The sequence below is a fragment of the Streptomyces sp. NPDC111520 genome (assembly GCF_055635295.1).
The window spans coordinates 267,397-288,010 of sequence record NZ_JBVKBW010000006.1 but is presented as its reverse complement, the minus strand read 5'-3'; the positions used below and the strand labels follow the sequence as shown (position 1 = coordinate 288,010).

Here is a 20,614-nt window from a genome sequence, read left to right as displayed (position 1 = left end):
GGCCTCCCCCCGGACGACGACCGGCCGCGCCGCCCGCGGCAGCCTGGGGCCATGGCGACGACCACCATCCCCGCGGCCCCGGGACGGACCCTCGGCGGCCCCCGCACGGCAGACCGCCTGTGCCATGCGACCGGTGCCGTGCTGATCCTCTCGGGCCTGTTCCACCTCGCCGTCCTCGCGGTGGACGGCGGCCCCTGGGACGGCCCGGTGTCCTGGCGCAAGCCGGTGACCTTCGGGCTCTCCTTCGGCCTGACGCTCCTCGCGGTCGCCTGGGTCACCTCGTACCTCGACGTCGGCGCGCGCCTGCGCGGGCTGCTGCTCACCGTGTTCGCCGCCGACTGCGTCGTCGAGGTCGCCGGCATCACCCTGCAGGCGTGGCGGCACGTGCCGTCGCACCTCGACATGGAGACCGGCTTCGACACCGCGGTCTCCATGACGCTCGCCGCCGGCGGCGCCGTCCTGGTGGCCGTCCTGTCGGTCTTCGCCGCCGCGTCCTTCCGGCGCCGCCCCGGCGGGCCCACCGGGATGCCCCTCGCCCTGCGTGCCGGCTTCGCGATCCTGCTCGTCGGACTGCTCTCCGGCGCGGCCATGATCGCCCGCGGCGTCTACCTCACCCGCACCGGCCACCAGGCCGCCGCGTACGCCTCGACGGCCCCTCTCAAGCCCCTCCACGGCGTCGGCCTCCACGCCGTCCTCGTCCTCCCCGCCCTCGCCCGGCTGCTGTCCCGCACCCGCCTGTCCGCCCGCGCGAAGCTCCGCGTCCTGCACACCGTCACCGCCTGCTACGCCCTCGCGGTCGCGGCGACGGCGGTGGCAGTGGCCACGTACCGCTGACGCCGCGTGGCCCGGCGCCAGCCAACGCAATGCCTTCCAGTGCTTGTGCGGTGGGACTACGCAAGGGGTAGGACGAGTTTGAAATGGGCGCCATGGAGGACGGGATGGACAGCCTGGCGAGCCGAGAGCAGCAGGTCGCCGTCGGCGAGCTGCGCGAGCGCGCGGGCTCTGTACAAGCCTGCGCCACGACCGGGTCCGCGGGTGGAGACACCCTTGCGGAAGACACGGTGGTCCCCGGCGGTGTCGGCCACGCCTGGGCCACTGTCTTGGACCTCGATGGTCAGGTCGCCGTGGACGACCGTGGCTTGGACGCGTACGGAGCCACCGCTGGTCCCCAACGCCTCCGCGGCGTTGCTGAGCAGTTCGTAGAGGAGCGCCTGCAACATCTCCGGACGGACGGCGGCAACCGCTCCCTGGGACACTGCGACGGTGAGTTCGATGTTCTCGTTGGCTGACTGGAACACGGGCCGTAGCGCGGACAGGACGTCGAGCAGGTCCGCACGGCCGGCCAGTCGCGGATCCCCCGTGAGCAACTTGTCCGTATCGTCTGTGAGCGCCTGCGCAGCCTGCGGACTCGGGTTCGCCCGATACGCCGCAACGCTGGGAGTGAGCGCGTACTTGTACAGGCTCCACTCGTCCAGGAGCTCGACGGAGGTCTCGGCGGTGTTGGCAGTGAGGCGCTCCAGCGCCTCGCCGAGGTATCTCCGGGCGTGGGCGGTCAGGCCGTTCAGAACACCGCTCTCTTCGAAGAGCACGCCCTGGTCGGTGACCTGCCTGACGACAGGAAGGCCGGCGAGCCGGGAGGTGCCCGCCCACAGCACGGATTCCGCCACCGGTTCGAGACGTTCCGTCGCCAATGCGATCTCCCGCATCATGTCATTGACCCCTACGGGCTCGCCCGCCACATTGAGTGCCAGAGCTGTCCAGAAGGCGACTTCGGCCGCGGGATCATTGGAGATCGGGGCGAGCACCGCCGCGCGGACGGACGCCGCCATACGGGGATCGTCGGTCCATCGGGGCAGGTTGTCCAGGGCCCCGCGATGGTTGGCGTAGCGGGGGAGGAAGTCGAGGAAGAGCCGGATCAACTCGGGGTACATGCCCGTCTCGAATGCCAGCGTCGCGGTGGTGGTGAGGTCACCGAGCCCGGTCAGGTCGACGATCCAGGATAGCCTGCGCCAGAGCGTCGTCGGGTCGCTGAGCAGCGGGTCGGCGGTGAACGAACTCAGTGGCCAGTGCCGGCCTGCCAGCCGCAGCAGCGCGACCGGCCGACGAGTGCGGACCCGGACGAGCTGCAGCAGGGACCGCAGGTCGAGGACGGCGGCATGGGAACGATTCGCGTAACCGTCCGGGGCCAGTCCGGCCCCGACCGCGAGGAACGGCTGGAGCCCTTCGAGGGTCGGCACGGACCGAGTGCCCGCGTCGGCCACGAACAGGTCCACGTCGCCGGCGGGACGGAATAGGGCTAGGTCCGGGTCGGTGAACAGGCCGGAAATCGAGGTCAGATGGCCCCCGTCGACCGGATGGGCAGTCTTCGGCTGTGGCTCGTGTCCAAGGAACTGGTCGAGTGCCGTCGCGAAGTCGATGGCGAGCTGAGCGCTGCCCCCCTTCTGTAGCGCCTGGTAGGCGTCGAGCAGCCGATGCTCCGCGGAGCCCGGACGAACCGACCATCTCGCGAAGGACGGCGCCCGGGGCGTGGCGGGATCCAAATGCCAGCGGAGCAGCTCCTCCGGGGTCTCGCGCCAGGTCCACTCCGGCAGGGGGGGCACGGTGGCAGGGCCACCGCTGCGGTCCTCCGGTCGGCTGAGCAGCGCTTCGGCCGCCTGGAGCCGACCGGCGTCGATCAGCGCCAGACAGGCGGCGGTCCATTCGTCGTCGGCGCCTTCCAGAGCGACCAACCGGGGTTTCAGCGCTTCCCTGCCCGCCTGGACTGCGTTCTTCAGGCGTTCCTTCTGCAGGTCAAGTTCGGCGCCCGCCTCGGGCCAGGACGTCCGGCACAGCTCGAGCAGGCCGTCTCGGTCGACGTCGAAGTGGAGGCCAGCGAGCTCCGCCTCCTGCACCAGGGCTTCGATGCGCGCCCGCAACTGACTGTGACGGCGCTGCCGTACCGTTTCGAGTCGTTGTCCGAGCACGGTGGCGCGTTGCCTGTCGAGCGCGTTGCAGTCGGCGAGCATCATATCGGCCAGGGCGAACCGGCCCTCAGCCACGAGGCCGTCAAAGACCTCGTACTCGTCCTGGTCCGCGGCGATCCCTTCGACCAGGGCGCGGGCCAACGCGGCTGGATCGTCACTGTCCGGCACGCCTAGGGCCACCAGGAGCGCACGGAATTTGAACCGGCCGGGCCAGGACCGCAACAGCGTGCCCAGGAGCTGGTCTAGCTCTTCCGTCATCGCTGCTCCCTGGCCCAGTCGTGGAGCGGGCGCAACCGTTCCAGGAAGGCGGTCATGGGGAGCCGGTAGGGGGCGTCAACACGGCCGGCCTCGCTGAACAGGTCGTCCCATGTCGTCGAGAGGACCGTGCCGAGTCGCCTGCAGTAGTGCGGCTCCTGAGGGTCGGCGGCAACACCGGAGATCTCGGCCTCCGCGACGACCAGTTCCCGGGCGGTCCCGACGATTCCCTCGATCCTCCGCAGGAAAGAGGCCTGGCTACGCCAGTTGATGGCCTTCTTGCCGGCGTCGTGCACGAGGGCATCCATGAAACGCTTGATGTTGTCGGGCAGTCGTCGCTCCAGCGAGGCACGAAGGCTCTGGTCCGCAGCGCCCGCCCTAATGGCCGTCAGCAGTCCGTTATTCATGAACAGGCCGTCGTGCAAGGCGATTCCGGCGTCGAAATCGAACCGTCGGCGCAACTTTTCGATGTGGTCGATCTGGGCGGCGAGATCCGCCCAGGAGCTCTCTGCCGCGGCCTGGTCCGCTGCATAGGCGAGTTCGGCCGACAGCCATTTCATCGGCAGTGGCCGGCGTGACTGCCGCTCGCTCGCGACTTCGGCCAGGCGCTGCCAGCGGCCCGGAAGCGACGGTAGGAACATGCGGGTGACGCCGGCACCCTCGGAGCCTCCCCACAGGAGCGTCTCGGCCATACCGGCCACCGCGCCGACGACCTGGGCGGGTGAGTCGCGCTCGGCCAGGATCAGTGCGGAATTGACCAGCAGCTCGTCGATCGGACCGACCTCCAGGGCTGTCGCCGCAGTGCATGCGGCCACGTCGTGGGGCGCGGACAGCAGACGCCCGACCACTGCCGCCTCCACGAAGGCGCGGCGCTGCCAGGCGTCCGACACCAGCCACTGCGCCCACCGCTCCCTTTGGTTTCTGGAGGCGGCGTCCCGGGCCAAGCCGAGCACCAGCGCGGCGCCACGCCGCAGTTCGACTGGGGAGACGTCGGCATCCTGCCACAGGTCCAGTACCTGCCACGGGTCGTCGAGTTCGCTGATCCGCTCACCGACGACACTGGTGAACCCGTTCGGTCCCTGAGCCAACTTCGCCTGCTCCAGCAAGGGCAGCGCGGCGCTCACCGCAACCCTTGAACGACGGGGGACGGCCGCGGTACCGACGCCCGAGTGTGTTTGATCCGGGACGTCGCCCCGCAGTGCGTCGCCCACGTCGGTGCCCCCGGCGAGCGGAATGCCCAGCGCGGTGGCGAAGGCGTCGGCGAAGTCCAGACCGCGGATGCGTACACCCACCTGGCTGATCCGGCCTGACGGATTACTGCGTGCACCCTCGCTCAACGGGGAGAAGCTACCGAGCAGCACCACGTCGTCACTGAGCATGGCCCGCACGCGGGCCTTCCGGCGCTGTACGTGGATGCCCGCCTCTTGCGCCGCCAGCAATTCGGTGAAGGCCTTCCCAACATTGCCGGTCACGGTCGTGGCCGGATGAATGAGGTGGACGGCGGCACCGCCCTTGGCGATCTCCTTGATTCGACGGGCCATAACGTCGTTGGCGACCCTGGGGTCGATACGGTCGTCGGCGATCGCCAGTCGGTAGCTACGGGTGGTCAGCGCCGAGGTCAGCAGGTTGCGGTGGGAGCTGTCGCGGATCAGCTCGACGGAGGGCGTGCGGCCGGCCGTCCCCCGGATCGACTCGGTGACAGCCGCGTGGTACTCGGCCCAACTGTCGGCCCACAGCCGGACGGCCGCCTCGTCTGCGAGCGAGGGGCCGGGGGTGGGCAGATGGTCAGCGAGTTCCCGGCGGCCCTGGGCGCGGTGGGACGGCTGCTGGGTTTCCTCCGGCTGGAGCTGGATACGGGCACCGTCGGCCGCGAATGGGTAGGTCCTGCGTGCCCACACGAGTGCCTCCGCGATGCACAATGGTGCGAGCGGCGTGTCCGGTGCGGGTTCCACGAGCACACCGATCTCGCCCTGGTCGTTCGCGGGATCCACCGCAAGCGGGCTCTGCGATCCGAAGAGGGCGCGGCACCCGTCCTGGATTACCATGCACGCATCCGTCTGAGAGCTGCGCTCGTCGAAGACGACCTGGGCACGGTACCGGGTCTTCAGTTCGTTCAGTGCGGTCAGCACCGGTGAGGCCAGTGTGTCCTCCGGAGTGCGCCCCCACAGCACCACCAGCCCCACACCCTTGGCGAGGCGCTCATTGAGCAGGGACAGCACATGATTGAGCGTGCTGTAGCGGATCAGCGGGCTGGAGATGACCACCTGCGCTGTGGCCGAACCGATCAACTCCTCCACTGCCCATGTGTAGCCGGCCGCATGCTCAACGAGGGTTGCCATGGCCCTGCCGCGCTCGGAGTCCGCAACGCGTTCGCTGATGCCGATAGCGAGCTCGGCCAGCTGCTTCTGCACCAGGCCGATGTGCTCGGGGCGCTTCGTAGGCAATTCGGCGACGAGTCCCGCCATTTTCGCGAGCAGGCTTTCCAGGGTCTCCGCTTTGACCAGGCCGCGATCGGCCTGTCCGGTCAGTTTGCGGACGAACTCGTGCTCGGGCTGCTCCTCGGCCAGGTTGGTCAGATGTTCGGCCATCCGCTGGCGGGCTCTCGCCCCCCACATGTGCTCGTCGTCGATCAGGCTCGCCGAAAGGACCTCCCGGGCGGTGTCCACGCGGACTGCCACGCGCACCGCGAGCCAGCGGAGTTCGTCCGGCGGTCGCAGCACCGGGCTGCCGAAACCGACGTCGAGGACATTCTGCCGAAATCCGGTACGGCGTCGGTCGTGGTGGATGGCGGACTGCACGGCCTCCAGCAGGTCGCTAGCGGAGAGGTCGGCCTCGGTCACACCATGGTGCGCGGGCAGTTCGAGACTTCCCTCCGGGGCGAAGCGGACACCGCGCTGCTCGGGAAAGAACTGGCCGGTCACCGGCTCGAACAGGAAACGCCGGGTCTCGTTCTTCGCGGCCACGTCTCTGAGGCCGCCGCTGGTCAGCATGTCCCGTGCGCCGTCCGTGAGATCCAGGTCCCCTGTGTCGAACCTGACCAGGACGTGCCCCTTGCTCCACAGGCTGTGCACGACGTCCACGATGATGCGTTCAGGGAGCCGGAAAAGGTCGACCTGCCCCTCCACCGTGGTTCGCCCGGCGGCGATCGCGCGGGCCACCAGGTCCTCCAAGGTCGTCAGCCCGCTCTCCGGCCCCAGCAGCACCTTCAGAGCCACGAGGCGGCAGGGCAGCGCCAGTTGCACGACTCCGTTCATCGTTCCACCATGTCCTTGACCTGCTGGACATGGCCGTACCGCTTCACCGCGTTGGTGATGATCTCCCAGTAGGTGCCGCCGTTCTCGGCGAAGTGCGCGAGGTTTCCGACCAGGACGAGCAGCCGGCGACCCCGTGAGAGCAGCACGTTGGCAACCTCGCTCTGTCCGACGTGGCCGACATTCCCGGCGACGGTATTGCCCGACTGGGTGGAACGCACGAGAGAGACGATGACTCGGTCGGCCTCGCGCCCTTGGAAGGAATGTACGGTGTGCACCCTGCCGCGTAGCGACCCCTTGGCCTCCAGTAGTTTCTTCTGCGCCCGGTAGGGTGTCAGCACGACCAGCCCCCGGTCGTCTTCCTGCGCTTCGTCGACGTCGAGCGGGGACGGGATCATGCGGGTGACCACTTCGTCAATGAGCTCGACCTCGCCGGGGTTGTACCAGAAGGGATGCTCGGTGCACTCCTCCAAACCGTCGGTGTCGAGCCATACGAGGGCGTGACCCCTCAGGAATCCCGGTTGCGTCACGTCGTGGTCGAGCGCGGCGAGTCCGGAGGTCCTCAGATAGGTCTTCGGCAGCCCATCGTCGTCGAGCTCCAGGGGATCGGATCGGTAGAAGGCCCGGCCGACCGGTTGCGCGATGTCCGGGTGCATACGGAACTGCAGTTTCAGCTGGCCCAGCGGCGCGGTCTCGTAGCTGGTCTTCTCATCCGCGATCTCGGCGCGGTCGAAGATGTGACCGAAGGTCCTGAGTACCTGCTCGCGCTGTTTGCGTTCCTCGAAGTGCTGCCGCATGTCCTTGTCGGCGTTGTTCCGCAGGCTGGTGAGAAAGCGCATCACCTCCTCCTCACGGTGCGCGCCCAGTTGCTGGTGGTCGCCGATCAGGGTCCATCGCGACCCGAGCACCAAGGGGATGATTAGTTCGGTGGGCCAGGCCTTGGCCGCCTCCTCCACGATCACCCAGTCGAACATGTCGCCCGGATCCCGCTCCGTGTCCGTGATCGTGGCCGCGATGGAGCAGGTTGCCAAGACAATGCTCGCCCCGCTCTTGATCCGGTCCGTCAGCTCGATCTTGTTGGAGGTCACGTTCTGCAGCCACTCGAGGGCCACCGGCCGATCCTTGGGAGTGAGGGCCGACGGACGCTCCTCTAGGGGAAGGTCCTCGAACTTCTTGCGCTGTACGGGGGTCAGCCGCTCCGGGCGAAGCATCCACGTCAGTTCGAGCTCGATGCTCTGAGCCAGCCGCTCGGTCAGCCGGCCAAGCGTGTACTCCAGGATCTTATTGTCCTTGACCTTTTCCGCGCCGTCCTTCCCCTCGGGGGTCTCCCGAAGAATCAGTGCATCCGGCATCTCCTTGATCAACCGTGCCGCCAGGTTGTCGAGCGCGTAGTTCGACTGTGCGCTCACCAGGATGCGGGCCCCCGGTTCCTCCTTCAGGAACCGGCGCATGGCATGTGCGGCGACGGTGGACTTGCCCGTGCCGGGCGGCCCTTGGAGGGCATAGAAGGGGTGCAGCGCCAGCATGTCGTTGATCCGGTCGGGTGCCTCGCCCTCGAGGTCGCCGCCCTCCCCGGCGTCCCACCGGCCTCGCCCGAGGTCGTAGGCGATTGGTTCGCGCAAACTGCGGATCAACGCGGACTGGTTCTCCAGCATGGTTCTGGCCCGGCTCTGCCGGCCGATCTGGGACTCCGAGCCGCCGTCGTCCGCGGGGCGTAGCCAGCCCACGCTCGGCAGCATCTCGTTCTTGTGCGGCCGAACCACAATGGTGTTCCCGTCCTTGCGCTCGACGAAGTCCACCTTGATCCGGCTACGCCCGAAGTACGGGCCCTTCTGCACGCCGCTGACGATGTCGAGTGTGATGTAACCGGTCTCGCCGTCTAGGTTCTCGACGAAGTCCGCCAACCGCGGACGTCGCTTGAGGTCCTCGCTGTAGGCGGTCAGCAGCGGCGACCGATGGCGCCACTCTCGATCGCGCCGCTCGTCGAAGGTGAGGACGGCCAGACCGGGATCCTCAGCGCGGTCGGTGCGTGTGAAAGGATACTTACGTGCATCCAAGGCCGTGCGCTGGTACGCGAGCAGGAAGTCCAGTGAGCGGATGTACTCCTGCTCCTCGCTGCTGCGCTTGCGGGTCTTCTGCACCGAATCGGTCAGCGGCGCCCACGAGGGCCGGCCCTTCCGAACGTGGGCCAGGCTCTGTCCGGGGTAGAAGGGCACGACCTCGATGCGGCCCACCTTGCGGCGCGGTCGCGCGTGGGTCAGGCCCTGCGCGTGGTTGCGGTCCTTGAGGTACTTGATGACCAGGGTGTCCTCGTAGTACTCACTGCGTTGCCGGCTGAGCAGGTTCTCGTCGTAGAGGTACGCGCAGAACCAGACGGCCTGTTCCCCAATCAGGACCCAGCGCGCCTCCTCCAGCTTGTAGGTTTCGTCCGTGGCGTAGCCGACGGCACCGGTCGGCGACCATACGAGTTCGGCCCTCCGCAGTTCGCGGATGTAGAAGTTCCGCAGCGCCTCTCTGCCGGCGGCGGTGTCGGGACTGTGGCTGATCCACTTGCGGAGTTCGAAGATCGTCTCGACCGACTGGTCTGGCATGAAGGCGACGAGGCGGGGAGTGCTCTCGGCGGGTTCCTCCCACAACTGCCTGATCCCGTCCCAGTTCTGTTCCAGTCGCCGCAAAGCCTGGAAGGACGTGGGGCGTGACTCGGGTGCTTGGCGCAGCATCTCCCTGAGCAGCGCGGTGAGCGGCTTGGGCAGGTCGAAACGGCCCGTGAGGTGAGACCTCATCCCGTCGTGCAGCCGGGCCAGTGCCACGGCGAGCGCCGATCCATCAGCTGCCTGAGCAGCAGCGTATGCCTCGGGTAACAACTCAGGGATCGGGCCGCAGAACCATTCCCAGCCGAGTACGCCGAGGCCGAAGACGTCCGTGGTCTCCCAGTCACGACGCCGGCCGTTGCGCTCGCGCAGGAGGAAGTCGAGCGTTTCCGGAGCGAGGTAGGCCAGGTGCCGTACCTGGTCCATCCCCTGGGGCGGCGACAGGTAAAGGCGGCGGACGAGTTCGCGAACCTGGGCGGAATCCTGCAGTACGGTGCGCCGTACGAGGTTGCCGATCAGGGCACTCAGTTCGAACCTGGTGAGCTGGACCGTAACCGTGGTCTCGCCGTGGATCTGCACGGCACGCAGAGCACCCATCGTCAGGTTGCGGTGAAGCAGTCGCGCGCCGTGCAGATGACTGAGGGCGTCAAGCAGGACGCTGAACGATTCGAATGCCGCAACGCGGTCAGAGATGGCCCAGGCAATCGTCTCGTCCACGTTGAGCTGTTGGCCCTGGCTTTCGGTGATCGCGAAGGCGATCTCGTCCGCGGCGTGGAAGCTTCCGCTTACGATCTTGGGCAAGGCCGGATGTCCGAGCGCGTCCAGTCGGAGCAGACTGCGTACCTCGTGCTCCCACAGTTCGCCGGCGAAGCCCTGGATGCCCATGAAGATCGACGCTTCGAGACGCCCGGACATGTCTCCGGGGCGGTGCAACTCGACGCGGACCAGGAGCCCTGGCACGACCACCTCGGGCTCCCCGACTCGCTCGTACGGGCCATACGGAGCATTCGGCCGGCAGAAGAGCCGGTCGACCAGTTCCCGGTACTCCTCGGCCCGGTAGTTGCGTGCCTCTCGGCGGGAGCCGATCACGCCTTCCAGCCACTCATCCATCATTAGTCCCCCCGTCACCTCGTACGATGCTCAAACTCCCGCCCAGGCGCAGGGTCAGCAGCCCCGCGTCGGTACCGACAGCGAGCAGGCCGCCCACGGTGCACAGCGACCTGCACGGCACACCGAGAGGTATCGCGTGCAGTTGCATTCGGGTGAGCGGCTCCCAAACCCGTACGGTGCCGTCCTCGCCCGCCGATGCCACCAGGGGAGTGCCGTACGCCCCGTAGTAGGACACCAGCCCCTCCACCCAGCCCTCGTGGCCGTCGAGTTCCCCGATGAGGCGCTCGTCCTCGGCGGCGGAACACCGAACGGTCCCATCGGTCGCAGTCCTGATCACGACGATCGACCCGTCAGGCGCGCGGAAGCCACTGATGGCGCGGATCGCGCCGTGGCCCTCAGTGTCGCCTTCAGGAACGTCGTTCCGGTGCGGGCGGTCCACCCAATTGCCGCGTCGGCAGCTCCACATCCGCACGGCCCCCGAATCCCAACCGGTGAGCAGAAGGTCCGGGGCTCCTGCGCAGCCCGCAACAGCGGTGATCGTCTCCGTGGGGACGGCAGCCCCCTGCGCGTTGCGTGCGGTGAGCCGAGTGCTGAAGAGTGCCTCACGCCGACCGCTCGTCGGGAAGACCTCTGTCACTACCATGGGGGATCGGGCCATTGCGCCCCGGAGGCCAGGGACGATCACCAGACCCGACCGTCCCGAGGCGTGGGCGAGAGCGGTCATCGCCCTGGGCGTGGGCCAAACCTGTGTTTCCGGCAGCGGCCCATCCTCCGGTGAGGGCCAAAGGGTGGGGCCCCAACTCGTGCCGCCGGCAGCGAGCACCGGTCCCGCCTGAACGGTGACAGATGCCACCGTCCGTACCGGGCCGGGCGCGCTTGTGTCCCGGGCGTTCCGGGCGGCGGTGTGATTCCAGACCTTTGCCGTGCGGTCGTGCGCACAGCTCACCAACCGGGTCCCGCTGCCGGTGGGTAGGACGGCGAGTGCGTTGACACGCTGACGATGCCCGGTGAGCAGGCGCGGTTCGTGCGAACCTGCGGTGACGCTGTGCACAGACACGGTTCCGTCCTGCGATCCGACGGCGACAGTTTCCGGCGACAGGGCGGCGAGAGCGTGGATGCCCCCGGTGACATGGGTCGGACAGCGCACCGGTTCGCCGCCGTGGGGGTTCCACACCACGAGCTCGCCCCGCGGTCCGCCGACCGCCAGACGGATCCCGTCCCTGGTCCGCAACGCAGCGGCAGCTTCGAGGGGGCCGCACTCGGCGTTGAGATGCCGGATCTGCCGGCCCGTCTCCGGCTCCCAGACCCGTACCGTTCCGTCGTCACCGGTGCTGACCAGCAAGGTGGTGTCATGGGTGTCGAGGGCGGTAAGCGTGGTCACCGGATTGGTGTGGCCGGTCAGCGGAGACCCGGCGGGTTTGCCTGTGGAGGGATCGAAGAGGTGGATGCGGCCGGCATACGTGCCGAACGCGATCAGTCGGCGGCCGTCGGGCCCCGTGTACGCAGCGCTGGAGACGTACCACTCCGGGCAATCGAACTCGTGCTCCCTGCCGGTCTCCACCGCCCACAACCGCAGGGTGCCGCGGGTCTTCCGCGCACCGGTGATGACCAACAGCTGGGTACCGTCGACCGCGGTCACCGCTGTCAGGGTGAGGATGCGGTCTCCGTGCGACCTGGGCGCCGGGACGACCGAGTGGCCGGCAACTGGGTCCCAGATGCGGACGGTATGGTCGTCGCCACCGGTAGCCACCAGCCAGGTCCCGTCCGCAGCGCGCAGGCCCGCCACGGCTCGCACGGGTTCGCTGTGACCGGCGAGCGTGAGGTGTGGCACCTGACGGTCTAGCGCCGACCAGGCCACGTCCCAGGTCGCCGTCGTTTGAAGGGGGGCCGGTGAGGCCGGGGCGGACAGCAGGGGGACCGGCCGATCCGGGATGCGGTCACGGGACGGCACCGGTCTGTCAGACGCCTTCTCCGCTGGATCCCCGACCGCGGCGGCCGGTCTGTCCGGACGTTCGGCAGCGGGCGCCAGGCCAGTTGTCTGGGCCATGCCCAGTCGGCGTAGCCCCTGTCGGTCCTCCGCTGTAGCGCGGTCACTGAGGTGGGCCGTCACGACGGTGCCGAGCACCTCTGCCGGCAACTCGTTGAGGTCGCCGCCGCGCATGGCGTCAGCGGTAACGGCCCGTGGGTCGAGGCGGTCGAGGATGTCGGGGCGCATGCTCAATTCCCGCCACGGGTCGGCCATGGAAGCCGTGAGGTGGCCCGACAGGTGGCGGGTCAGGTAGGGATTGAGGTCGCCTTCCTGCCGGTCTGCCAACTCCAGGAGGGCCGTAGCCATCGCCAGACGGTGCCTGGGACTCTGCGGTCCTTCCAGGAAGTGCTCCTGAAAGGTGCGGTGCGCCAGCCTGAACACCGCCTGCCCGGCATCGGCATCCACCATGATGTAGGGGGCAGCCACCTTCTGAACCCGACGGATCACCTCGTCGTTGACCTGCTCCGAGCCGAGCGACGCAGCCGCAGTCGCCCAGACCCGGTCCGCTTCCGGCAGACCTCGGCCCTGAGCGAGGGCCAGTGCCTCCAACACCTGGCCACCGCACCGAACATCGCGGGTCACCCGGGCGACGGCGGCGGCGAAGAGGTCACTTTGATCGCCGCTGAGCAGGTCTGTCAGCTCGGCGGTGCGTTCAGGAGTCAACAGGCCCGGGTCGGCGAGTATTTCGTGGATGGCCAGGCCCGCGTAGAGGAACTCGCGCTTCTCACCGGTGACCACCCCCGTCACGTGATCGAGCACTGCGGTGAATCCGTCACCGTGACCGTCCCTCAGTTGCTCCAGTGACGTTCGGACCAGCTCCGCGAGGGACTCCTCGTCCCGTTCGATCCACAGTGTCTCGACGGGCACAGAGTTCTCCTCCGCACCCAGCGCGTGCAACAGATTCGGTTCGGCGTCCGGCGGGAGATGAACGTCGTCGAAGGTTGACGACCGGGTGCCGACGATCACGCGCAGGCCTGCCACATCGGTGAGCTGCCGGAGCAGCGCGGCGACGACCAACGGTTCGCGCGCCTCGTCCAGCGCGTCGGCCATGATGGTGAGAGTGCGGTTGCCGTGGTCGAGTGCCTCATTCAGCGCGTCGGCAAGCGCACGTGTACGTTCGCTGGCGGACAGGGCGGCACCAGGGGCCGCCACGCCGGCCGACCGCGCGATCGCCGTGGTGACATCGTCAACGGTGGCACCGGTCAGCGGGATCGACAGATCGAGCCGGGGCATTGCCCGCTCGTCGGCCCAGCCTGCCCCCGGGAACCCCGCCCGGGCCAGTATTGCGTTGATCTCCGGATAGCTGTTCAGCAGCACGTTGCCCAGCACTGCCGACTTGCCGGAGCCGGGCCGGCCGGTCACCACGAGCATGCCTGAGCCGGTGTGTGCCAGCCAGTCCGCGATGTGCTGCCGCTCGGGGCGCCGACCAACGAAGTTCCATGCGAGTTCGCCCAGAGCGGTACCAACGCCTCGTCGTGCGAAATGCACCCGCTCTTGATCCGGGAGTTCCGAGATCAGCGTCTGGAACCTCGTGTAGACGTCGATTGGCGCGGTCAGCGGTTCGGACAGGCGGGAGGGACGGGTCAGCGGTCGCACGCCGACCAGACCGCGATGCGTCACCGAGCCATGACCGTCGGCTTCCAGTTGCTCCTCGAGCCGCCATACGAGGTCGCGCAGTCCTATCTCGGTGTAGTTGTCGTTGTAGGTGGCGAGCACTTTCGCCAGCCCCTCGCGAAACACGGAGATGTAGCCGCGACCCTGGTCCTTGCCGGTGGCAACCAACACCAGCCCAGCGGTAGCCCGGACGCGCAGCAGTTCGGCCTCCGCCAGGTCCAGGAACCGCTTGGCTCCGCATGCCTCGACCAGGACGAAGGTCCAGTGGGGACCCGAACCGCGCTCGCGGATGTGGCTGGCGATGTGCTCCGCCAGCGTGCGTGGATTCATGCTCGAGTCGGTGTCCGTGCCTACGGGGCCGGGTACTGCCAGCCACGCGTCATCCTGATTGGACCCGCCGTGCCCGAACCAGAGAAGCATCGACGAGCGCCCGTGTGCGCGCGTGCTCCATTGACGGAGCCGCTGGTCCGTGCCGGTCAGGTCCCGGACCGATGCCTTGTCCCAGGCGACGACCGACCCACCCAGCGAGGCGAGCAGATCGGTTACGGCCCTCGCCTCCTCGGTCGCGGGGATCGGCGGATGAAGCCTGGTGTTGCGGTACTCGTCGAACGCCACGGGGACGACTTGGAATCCGGCTTCCACGCTCAGTCCTGAATGAGGACGAGCTGCGTGACGGGATCGGTGCCGGCGGAAACCGCCACCCGGTACAGCCCGGGGTCGTCGATGACCACCGGGGCGAGCAACTGGCCGTTCTCGTCGCCGCGGGTCAGAAGCGGACGGGACACGGGTGTGCCTGTCTGATCGAGGGCGTCCTCAATCAGACAGCTCGTTCCGGCTGCGTCGTGGGCGCGGTCGACCGTGACGGTGAACGGCTGGCCGACCTTCGCCAGGTCCGGTACCGACAACCCCACCGCGTCATTGGGTATCCGCGGACCCCCCAGGGCCGCCCGAGGCGGTGTGCGGGTGACGACGCCACACACGATGTCCACCGCGGAGGCGCTGCTGGCGAGGGCGCCGTGCTGCTGGCCAAGGCAGAGCTCCGTCATCCCGTCGAGAGGGGTCGCGGAGTAGCGGAACACCGTGCCGTCTCCCGTGTGGTCCACAGGGATCGGGCGCCCGATGGAGTCCCGCGTCAATTCGTCGTGCTCGTCGCGGAGGTAGCCGAGCGGAAAGGCTTCCACGACACCGTCGCGCAACGCCATCGTCTGGTCGGTTCGCTGGCCGGTACCCACCACGAGCCGGTGGTTCGGCAGCACCGAGGGGTCGAGGTACGGGCGGTCCCGCACGGTGCGCTCGTAAAGTTCCGTATCGGCGCCCAAGGCTGCGGCTGTGCTCGCGTCGAGTGCGACGACATGATCCACGCCGTCGTCCTCGGTGAGTAGGCAGCGGTAGTTCGGCAGCAGGTCGTGCACGCTGGGCAAGGTGCGGGCCAGTTCACGCAGGTTCTCGTGTTCCAGTGCCGTGCCGTGACCGCTGTTGAGTATCGTCGCGGCCTTCACGGCGCCGAGGAACGGTGTCCCCAGCGTGACGGTCGACCGGACCTCCTGCACCAGGTCCGGGTGCCGTGCGCACATCGCAGCGGCGACGAGCCCGCCCATGGAATGCGCGACGATGACTAGTGACGGCTCCGGCCCGCGTGGCCGGGCCGGATGGGCACGCCAAGCGTTCATGTGTTCCCGCAGCACCAGGGCCAGGACGTCGGCGTTGTGCGTGACCGGCAGTCGCCAGTCGTACCCGAATTCGAGCAGTGCGTCCGGATGCGCGAGGACACCTCGGATGCGGCGCACTAGCGAGCCGTAGGGTTCGATTCCGCGCAGGACGGGCGCCCATTCGGCCGTGTCGAGCAACCCGTCAGCGATGACCCTTCCGACCCGTCCGTCGCGTTCCTCGGGCGTCAGCGCGAGTTCGCCCAGGCCCTGACCGTGCCGCCAGCGCAGTCCGAGCTGCACGGCTTTGCCCAGCCCCCAAAGGGTTCGTCCGGTCTCGGCTTCGATCAGCCGACTGCCCATGATCCCTGGGATCACCACTACCGCGTCCGCGCTGACCGGTCTGCGTACAACGACGGGTTGCAGCGGCCTAGGTGCCGTCATACGAGCAGATTAGACGGGTTCCGCTCACAGTGAGGGCACTCTGGGTATTTGGTCTCTGTCACGCGATCAGCTCCCGCGGCCTGCGGGGCAGGGGGCTTCGGACGGATCGCGGTGCGGGCGGCCGGCGGCGGGTACGGCGGGGCCCCGGCCGCCCGGAGGTCCGGGGCGGCCGGGGCCCGCGGCGTCAGCACTCGATGACGTTGACCGCGAGCCCGCCCCGCGCGGTCTCCTTGTACTTGACCTTCATGTCGGCCCCGGTCTCCTTCATGGTCTTGATGACCTTGTCGAGGGAGACGTGGTGCCGGCCGTCCCCGCGCATCGCCATGCGGGCGGCGGTGACGGCCTTGACCGCGGCCATGCCGTTGCGCTCGATGCAGGGGATCTGGACGAGCCCGCCGACGGGGTCGCAGGTGAGGCCCAGGTTGTGCTCCATGCCGATCTCGGCGGCGTTCTCGACCTTCTCCGGGCCGCCGCCGAGGACCTCGGCGAGCCCGCCCGCGGCCATGGAGCAGGCGGAGCCGACCTCGCCCTGGCAGCCGACCTCGGCGCCGGAGATGGAGGCGTTCTCCTTGAAGAGCATGCCGATCGCGCCCGCCGCGAGCAGGAAGCGGACGACGCCGTCCTCCTTCTCCGCCTCCGTCGACTGCCCGGCCACGAAGTTGACGTAGTAGTGCAGCACGGCCGGGATGATGCCGGCGGCACCGTTGGTCGGGGCGGTGACGACGCGGCCGCCCGCGGCGTTCTCCTCGTTGACGGCCATGGCGTACAGGGTGACCCACTCCATGGCGTGCGCCGCCGTGTTGCCCTCGGCGCGCAGCTGGCGGGCGGTGGCCGAGGCGCGGCGGCGGACCTTGAGGCCGCCGGGGAGGATGCCCTCGCGGGTCAGCCCGGCCTTGACGCAGTCCTGCATGACGCGCCAGATCTCCAGCAGGCCCGCGCGGATCTCCGCCTCGGTGCGCCACGCCTTCTCGTTCTCCAGCATCAGCCCGGAGATCGACAGCCCGGTCTCCCGGGTGAGCCGCAGCAGCTCGTCGCCGGTACGGAAGGGGTACCTCAGCACGGTGTCGTCGAGCTTGATGCGGTCCTCGCCGACCGCGTCCTCGTCGACGACGAAGCCGCCGCCCACCGAGTAGTAGGTCTTCTCCAGCACGGGCGCGCCGGTCTCGTCGTACGCGGCGAGCGTCATGCCGTTGGCGTGGTAGGGCAGCGAGCGGCGCCGGTGCAGCACCAGGTCGTCGTCGGCGGAGAACGGGATCTCGTGGGCGCCGAGCAGGTTGATGCGGCGGCTGCCGCGGATCTGCTCGACCCGCTGGTCGGCGGTGTCCACGTCGACCGTGCGGGGGGAGTGCCCCTCCAGGCCCAGCAGCACCGCCTTGGGGGTGCCGTGGCCGTGGCCGGTCGCGCCGAGCGAGCCGAACAGTTCGGCGCGCACGGAGGCGACGCCCGCAAGCATGCCGTCGTTCTTCAGCCGCTGGACGAACATCCGCGCGGCGCGCATCGGGCCCACGGTGTGGGAGCTGGAGGGGCCTATGCCGATCGAGAAGAGGTCGAAGACGGAGATGGCCACGGTGCGATGACTCCTCGGGTTCGCGGACCCCGTTGTCCGCGGGCGGCCGGCGGGTTCGCCGCCGGGTGGTACGTGGGCGCGGCGTGGGTGCGCCGCATGTGTTCCAGTGTGCGGGACCGTCCTGACGGAGCGGCCCTGCACACCGGGTGACACTCGCTACTTCAGGCCGGGGTACAGCGGGTGCTTGCCGGCCAGGGCGGTGACCCGGGCGCCGAGCGCCTTCGCGGTCTCCGCGTCGAAGCCCGGCTTGAGGGCCTCGGCGATGACGTCGGCGACCTCACGGAAGTCCTCCGTGCCGAAGCCGCGGGTGGCCAGCGCCGGGGTGCCGATGCGCAGGCCGGAGGTGACCATCGGCGGGCGCGGGTCGTTGGGGACCGCGTTGCGGTTGACCGTGATCCCGATCTCGTGCAGCCGGTCCTCCGCCTGCTGCCCGTCGAGCTCGCTGTCGCGCAGGTCGACCAGGACCAGGTGGACGTCGGTGCCGCCGGACAGCACCGAGACGCCGGCCGCCGCGACGTCGTCCCGGGTCAGCCGCTCGGCGAGGATCCGCGCGCCCTCCAGGGTGCGGACCTGGCGGTCCTTGAACTCCTCGCTCGCCGCGATCTTGAAGGCGACCGCCTTCGCCGCGATGACGTGCTCCAGCGGGCCGCCCTGCTGGCCGGGGAAGACCGCCGAGTTGATCTTCTTGGCGAGCTCCGCCTTGCAGAGGATGACGCCGCCGCGCGGGCCGCCCAGCGTCTTGTGCGTGGTGGTGGTGACGACGTCCGCGTACGGCACGGGGGAGGGGTGCAGGCCCGCCGCCACCAGACCGGCGAAGTGCGCCATGTCGACCATCAGGTAGGCGCCGACCTCGTCGGCGATCCGGCGGAAGGCCGCGAAGTCCAGCTGCCGCGGGTACGCCGACCAGCCGGCGATGATCAGCTTCGGCCGGGACTCCTTGGCCAGGCGCTCGACCTCGGCCATGTCGACCTGACCGGTCTCCTGGTCCACGTGGTAGGCGACCACGTCGTACAGCTTGCCGGAGAAGTTGATCTTCATGCCGTGGGTCAGGTGCCCGCCGTGGGCGAGGTTCAGACCCAGGATCGTGTCGCCGGGGTTCAGCAGCGCGAACATCGCGGCCGCGTTGGCCTGCGCGCCCGAGTGCGGCTGGACGTTGGCGTGCTCGGCGCCGAAGAGCGCCTTGATCCGGTCGATCGCGAGCTGCTCGACGACGTCGACGTGCTCGCAACCGCCGTAGTAGCGGCGGCCGGGGTACCCCTCGGCGTACTTGTTGGTCAGCACCGAGCCCTGGGCCTGGAGCACCGCGACCGGAGCGAAGTTCTCCGAGGCGATCATCTCGAGGGTGGACTGCTGACGGTGGAGTTCGGCGTCGACGGCGGCGGCGACGTCGGGGTCGAGCTCGTGCAGTGAGCTGTTGAGAAGCGACATCAGGGGGTCATCCGTCCGGAGGTCGGAGTGGACAGGGCGGAGCTGCCGGGAGGTCCCGAGCGGTCAGTTGCCGGTGAAGGCGGTGTACTCGTCCGCGGAGAGCAGGTCGCCCGGCTCCTCGGTGACCTTCACCTTGAACAGCCAGCCGCCCTCGAAGGCCGCCGAGTTCACCAGCGAGGGGTCGTTGACGACGTCCTCGTTGACCTCGGTGACCTCACCGGAGACCGGGGCGTACAGGTCGCTGACCGACTTGGTCGACTCCAGCTCACCGCAGGTCTCGCCCGCGGCGACCGTGTCGCCGACCGCCGGGAGCTGGACGTAGACGACATCGCCGAGGGCGTTCGCCGCGTGCTCGGTGATGCCCACCGACGACACGCCGTCCGCGTCGGCGGCCGAGACCCACTCGTGCTCCTTGCTGTACCGCAGCTGCTGGGGGTTGCTCATGGCGTGAATTCTCCTGGATGACGGTATGTGCTGGTGAACGGCTGTCTTGACAGGTGGGACGGGTGTGCCGGATGTGACCGGGAACTCAGCGCTGCCGCTTGTAGAACGGCAGGGCCACCACCTCGTACGGCTCATGCGTACCGCGGATGTCCACGCCCACACCGGAGGTACCCGGCGCGGCGTGCGCGGCGTCCACGTACGCGATGGCGATCGGCTTGCCCAGGGTCGGGGAGGGGGCGCCGGAGGTGACCTCGCCGACCACCTCGCCGCCCGCCACCACCGGGTAGCCCGCCCGGGGTACCCGGCGGCCCTCGGCGACCAGGCCGACCAGCTTGCGCGGCGGCGTGGCCTCGGCCTTGGCGGCGGCCGCGGCCAGCGCCTCGCGGCCCACGAAGTCACCCGGCTTGTCGAACTTCACGACCCGGCCGAGCCCGGCGTCGAACGGGGTGAGCGCGGTGGTCAGCTCGTGCCCGTACAGCGGCATGCCCGCCTCCAGGCGCAGCGTGTCGCGGCAGGACAGGCCGCACGGCACCAGGCCGGCGTCCGCGCCGGCCTCGGTCAGCGCCTGCCACAGCTTCTCCGCGTCGGCCGGGGCGACGAAGAGCTCGAAGCCGTCCTCGCCGGTGTAGCCCGTGCGGGCGATCAGCGCGGGGACGCCGGCCACGGTGCCGGGCAGGCCCGCGTAGTACTTCAGCCCGTCGAGGTCGGCGTCGGTGACCGACTTCAGGATGGCGGGGGAGTTCGGCCCCTGGACGGCGATCAGCGCGTAGGCGTCCCGGTCGTCGCGGACCGCGGCGTCGAAGCCGGCGGCGCGCTCGGTCACCGCGTCGAGGACGACCTGGGCGTTGGAGGCGTTGGCGACGACCATGTACTCCTCGTCGCCGAGGCGGTAGACGATCAGGTCGTCGAGGATGCCGCCGTCGGGAGCGCAGATCATCGTGTAGCGGGCACGGCCCACGGCCAGCGCCGAGATGTGGCCCACCAGCGCATGGTCCAGGGCCTCGCCCGCACCCGGACCGGTGACCGTGATCTCACCCATGTGGGACAGGTCGAAGAGACCGGCCCGGGTCCGTACGGCGGTGTGCTCGTCGCGCTCGCTGGCGTACCGCAGCGGCATGTCCCAGCCCGCGAAGTCGGTCATGGTGGCGCCGAGGGCGCGGTGCAGCGCGTCCAGTGCGGTACGGCGGGATTCACTCATCGGGCGGGCTCCCAAGGCAAGGAAGAGACAGGTAGGGCGATGACGGGGCAGGTCCTCCCCATCTGTCATCGGAA

The 20,614-nt window shown here is 69.1% G+C and carries 10 protein-coding genes; 1 reads left to right on the top strand and 9 read right to left on the bottom strand.

Going from position 1 to position 20,614, the window contains the following annotated elements; translation table 11 throughout:
- Window positions 1-51: 51 nt before the first annotated feature.
- On the top strand, window positions 52-834 hold the full coding sequence (locus ACZ7MY_RS16240; RefSeq protein ID WP_499602346.1) for a hypothetical protein: 783 nt from the start codon (window positions 52-54) through the stop codon (window positions 832-834).
- Between the two features lie 56 nt (window positions 835-890).
- Here the strand turns inward: ACZ7MY_RS16240 and ACZ7MY_RS16235 are convergent, their stop codons facing one another.
- The 9 genes from ACZ7MY_RS16235 to gcvT form a co-directional block, all read right to left on the bottom strand.
- Window positions 891-3,221 carry an ATP-binding protein gene (locus ACZ7MY_RS16235; RefSeq protein WP_499602345.1) on the bottom strand — a complete coding sequence of 777 codons (2,331 nt, stop codon included), beginning with the start codon at window positions 3,219-3,221 and terminating at the stop codon, window positions 891-893.
- On the bottom strand, window positions 3,218-6,472 hold the full coding sequence (locus tag ACZ7MY_RS16230) for a hypothetical protein (protein ID WP_499602343.1): 3,255 nt from the start codon (window positions 6,470-6,472) through the stop codon (window positions 3,218-3,220). Before ACZ7MY_RS16230 ends, ACZ7MY_RS16235 begins: the two co-directional genes overlap by 4 nt.
- Entirely contained in the window at window positions 6,469-10,170 is a 3,702-nt protein-coding gene (locus ACZ7MY_RS16225; protein WP_499602342.1) for an AAA domain-containing protein, read from the bottom strand. Before ACZ7MY_RS16225 ends, ACZ7MY_RS16230 begins: the two co-directional genes overlap by 4 nt.
- Entirely contained in the window at window positions 10,163-14,455 is a 4,293-nt protein-coding gene (locus ACZ7MY_RS16220) for an AAA family ATPase (RefSeq protein ID WP_499602340.1), read from the bottom strand. Before ACZ7MY_RS16220 ends, ACZ7MY_RS16225 begins: the two co-directional genes overlap by 8 nt.
- A 2-nt stretch (window positions 14,456-14,457) precedes the next feature.
- Window positions 14,458-15,822 carry a lipase/acyltransferase domain-containing protein gene (locus tag ACZ7MY_RS16215; RefSeq protein ID WP_499602339.1) on the bottom strand — a complete coding sequence of 455 codons (1,365 nt, stop codon included), beginning with the start codon at window positions 15,820-15,822 and terminating at the stop codon, window positions 14,458-14,460.
- 265 nt (window positions 15,823-16,087) lie between these two features.
- Window positions 16,088-17,470 (bottom strand): L-serine ammonia-lyase, encoded by a 1,383-nt coding sequence (locus ACZ7MY_RS16210; RefSeq protein ID WP_499602337.1) that lies wholly within the window; start codon window positions 17,468-17,470, stop codon window positions 16,088-16,090.
- A 156-nt stretch (window positions 17,471-17,626) separates the two neighbouring features.
- The gene (glyA, locus tag ACZ7MY_RS16205) at window positions 17,627-18,898 is read right to left on the bottom strand and encodes a serine hydroxymethyltransferase (protein ID WP_499602335.1); all 1,272 of its coding nucleotides are present in this window, start codon (window positions 18,896-18,898) and stop codon (window positions 17,627-17,629) included.
- A 63-nt stretch (window positions 18,899-18,961) separates the two neighbouring features.
- On the bottom strand, window positions 18,962-19,342 hold the full coding sequence (gene gcvH, locus ACZ7MY_RS16200; protein WP_499602333.1) for a glycine cleavage system protein GcvH: 381 nt from the start codon (window positions 19,340-19,342) through the stop codon (window positions 18,962-18,964).
- Window positions 19,343-19,427: 85 nt separating this feature from the next.
- Window positions 19,428-20,540: a glycine cleavage system aminomethyltransferase GcvT gene (gcvT, locus tag ACZ7MY_RS16195; RefSeq protein WP_499602331.1), complete on the bottom strand. Its 1,113-nt coding sequence runs from the start codon at window positions 20,538-20,540 to the stop codon at window positions 19,428-19,430.
- Window positions 20,541-20,614: the final 74 nt, after the last annotated feature.